2 protein-coding genes are annotated in these 2,288 nt (G+C 36.5%); both read left to right on the top strand.

Annotated elements, in window-relative coordinates; all coding sequences use genetic code 11:
- Window positions 1–188: 188 nt before the first annotated feature.
- On the top strand, window positions 189–1,304 hold the full coding sequence (locus tag WMO25_RS17285; RefSeq protein WP_349086423.1) for an IS110 family RNA-guided transposase: 1,116 nt from the start codon (window positions 189–191) through the stop codon (window positions 1,302–1,304).
- Between the two features lie 481 nt (window positions 1,305–1,785).
- Entirely contained in the window at window positions 1,786–2,262 is a 477-nt protein-coding gene (locus tag WMO25_RS17280) for a hypothetical protein (protein WP_349086421.1), read from the top strand.
- Window positions 2,263–2,288: the final 26 nt, after the last annotated feature.

The following is a 2,288-nucleotide window of genomic DNA, read 5'->3' as shown; positions in this document are numbered from 1 at the left end:
GTGGAAAGATGGAAATATGCGACTTAATGTACTGGCATATCTTTTCAAAGCGCAAAAGGAGATGGTATAATTAAGAGACAATATGAAGTGACCTCACAATTGTAGATTCGTGGATTTACCTGTATGATATTAGTTGATGAAAAAAATATCAGGTAACAGGGATTACCGCATACAATAGGAGGTCACATATGAATAGTATAGTTTATGTAGGAATGGATGTCCATAAGGAAAGTTACACTTTATGTTGTTATTGTTATGATACTGATAAGGTTGAGTATAAACAGACAATACCTTCGGATTACAAGTTGATTCTTAAATACATAGAATCAATGAGAAAGGTATATGGAGAGGATGTAACTTTTATTTGTGGATATGAAGCAGGATGCCTAGGATATTCATTATACCATCAGCTTACAGACCATGCCGTAGATTGTAAGATTCTTGCCCCGACAACAATGGCTATTACCAATACAAACCGTGTTAAGACTGATAAACGAGATGCAGCAAACATAGCAAGATGTTTAGCGTTTCATACTTATAGCGAAGTATATGTTCCTGATGATGAAGATAATTCTGTTAAAGAATACATTCGCATGCGTGATGATCAGAAGCTTATGCTTAAGAAGATTAAACAGCAGATTCTTGCATTTGTACTTCGTCAGGGCAAGAAGTTTGAAGGCGGAAAAACATATTGGACAATCGCACATATGAAATGGCTTAAGAATCTTGATTTAACAGGATTAGACAAAGAAACATTGTCAGAGTATCTTGTAACTTACGAATATCTTACAGAAAAGATTGAGCGTCTTGATAACAGAATTGAAGAGCTTGCATCAGGTGAAAAATACAAAGAAAAAGTTCGAAACATGGGATGTTTCTTAGGAATCAAAACGCATACAGCATTATCGATGGTTGTTGAGATTGGTGATTTTAACAGATTTGAAAAAGCACCAAAATTTGCAGGATTTTTAGGTTTGGTTCCAAGTGAGAATTCAAGTGGTGATGATAGAAACAGATATAGCATCACCAAAGCAGGAAACAGTCATTTAAGACGCTTGATGGTAGAAGCAGCTCAAAGTTATACACGAGGTAATGTAGGACATAAATCTATAGCATTGAAACAACGTCAACAAGGATGTTGTGCGGAAGTAATAGCATATGCAGATAAGGCTAATGAAAGACTGCGTAGACGATTCTACAAGATGACATTAAACAAGGGGATAAATAGAAATATAGCGACTACTGCAATAGCAAGAGAGCTTGCCTGTTTTATGTGGGGAATGGCTACAGGAAATATGTCCTAAATATGATATCCAGCTGCTTCAGTCAAGGCTGCTACGCACCGCTTTGCGGCAAGGCCTGTGACAGAAACATCTGAATATCATGAAAAGTAACTAAGCAGATGAAACTGATACTATCAGATTTCATCTGCATAACAACACTAACACTGGATGCAGAGGCAGGGTCTTGGAGCATTCTTAGGTCCGAGTTATTTGCGAACCACCTCTGTTGACATTATACTTATATATTTTGATTCACGCTAGGAGACAGCAAGATTCACGGCGGACCATTGACCTGTTGGTAACCAATCCACGTATAACAGAGTGGCCAAGGCCGGGGACTGTTAGATCTGAGGCTCTGCCTCTGTACCCAGTGTTAAAATTTAGGAAAGGAAAAGTTTGTGGTGATTTTTGTAATTTACACTTGACAAAGGTCACTTCATAACAGGCAGCAGAATTGGCTGCTGCCTCGAAAAGATTTGGTTATGCCAGGGAGGAGAAAGTCATGAAAGAGATAAGAGGCGGTTTACCTGAAAAGGATGCCAATAGAGGATTTTGGGGAGTTTCTATATTTTTTTTAATAGTTTTAGTTTTATTTGGTTTTTTGTTATGTAGAGAAGGAACAGGAATCTGTGAAACTATTATAGGTATTGGTGCGATATATTTAATTTTACTGTGCTTTTTTATAGAAATTTCCAGGTCATATGTAATGAATGAAAAGGGGATTGCAATTACATTTAATAATTTTAAAGTTTGGACCAAAATGTATCCATGGGAAGAATATGATGAAATAAAAATAGAAAATACTCAATGGAGTCAGCATAGCCAAGTGATTTTTACAATGACTTTTGTTAAGAAAAAAAGAAATATTTATGATTTTATATTTTCTGGGAATGTGTCTGCGGAATGCACAGAAGAGACGTATGCACTGGTGAAAAGCTGGTTACCGGAGAGTGTGAGGATGCCAAAGGTTAAGTTTTAATTGTTGTTTATTTTCAATGAGGTTGT

It is taken from the genome of Coprococcus intestinihominis (genome assembly GCF_040096555.1).
Lineage (GTDB): Bacteria > Bacillota > Clostridia > Lachnospirales > Lachnospiraceae > Coprococcus_A > Coprococcus_A intestinihominis.
The sequence above is the reverse complement of the archived record's forward strand: the minus strand, read 5'-3'. Positions and strand labels throughout refer to the sequence as shown.

Excerpts from the sequence above, each read along its gene's own strand:
- WMO25_RS17285 (WP_349086423.1), top strand. The coding sequence starts at position 189 with ATGAATAGTATAGTTTATGTAGGAATGGATGTCCATAAGGAAAGTTAC.
- WMO25_RS17280 (WP_349086421.1), top strand. The coding sequence starts at position 1,786 with ATGAAAGAGATAAGAGGCGGTTTACCTGAAAAGGATGCCAATAGAGGA.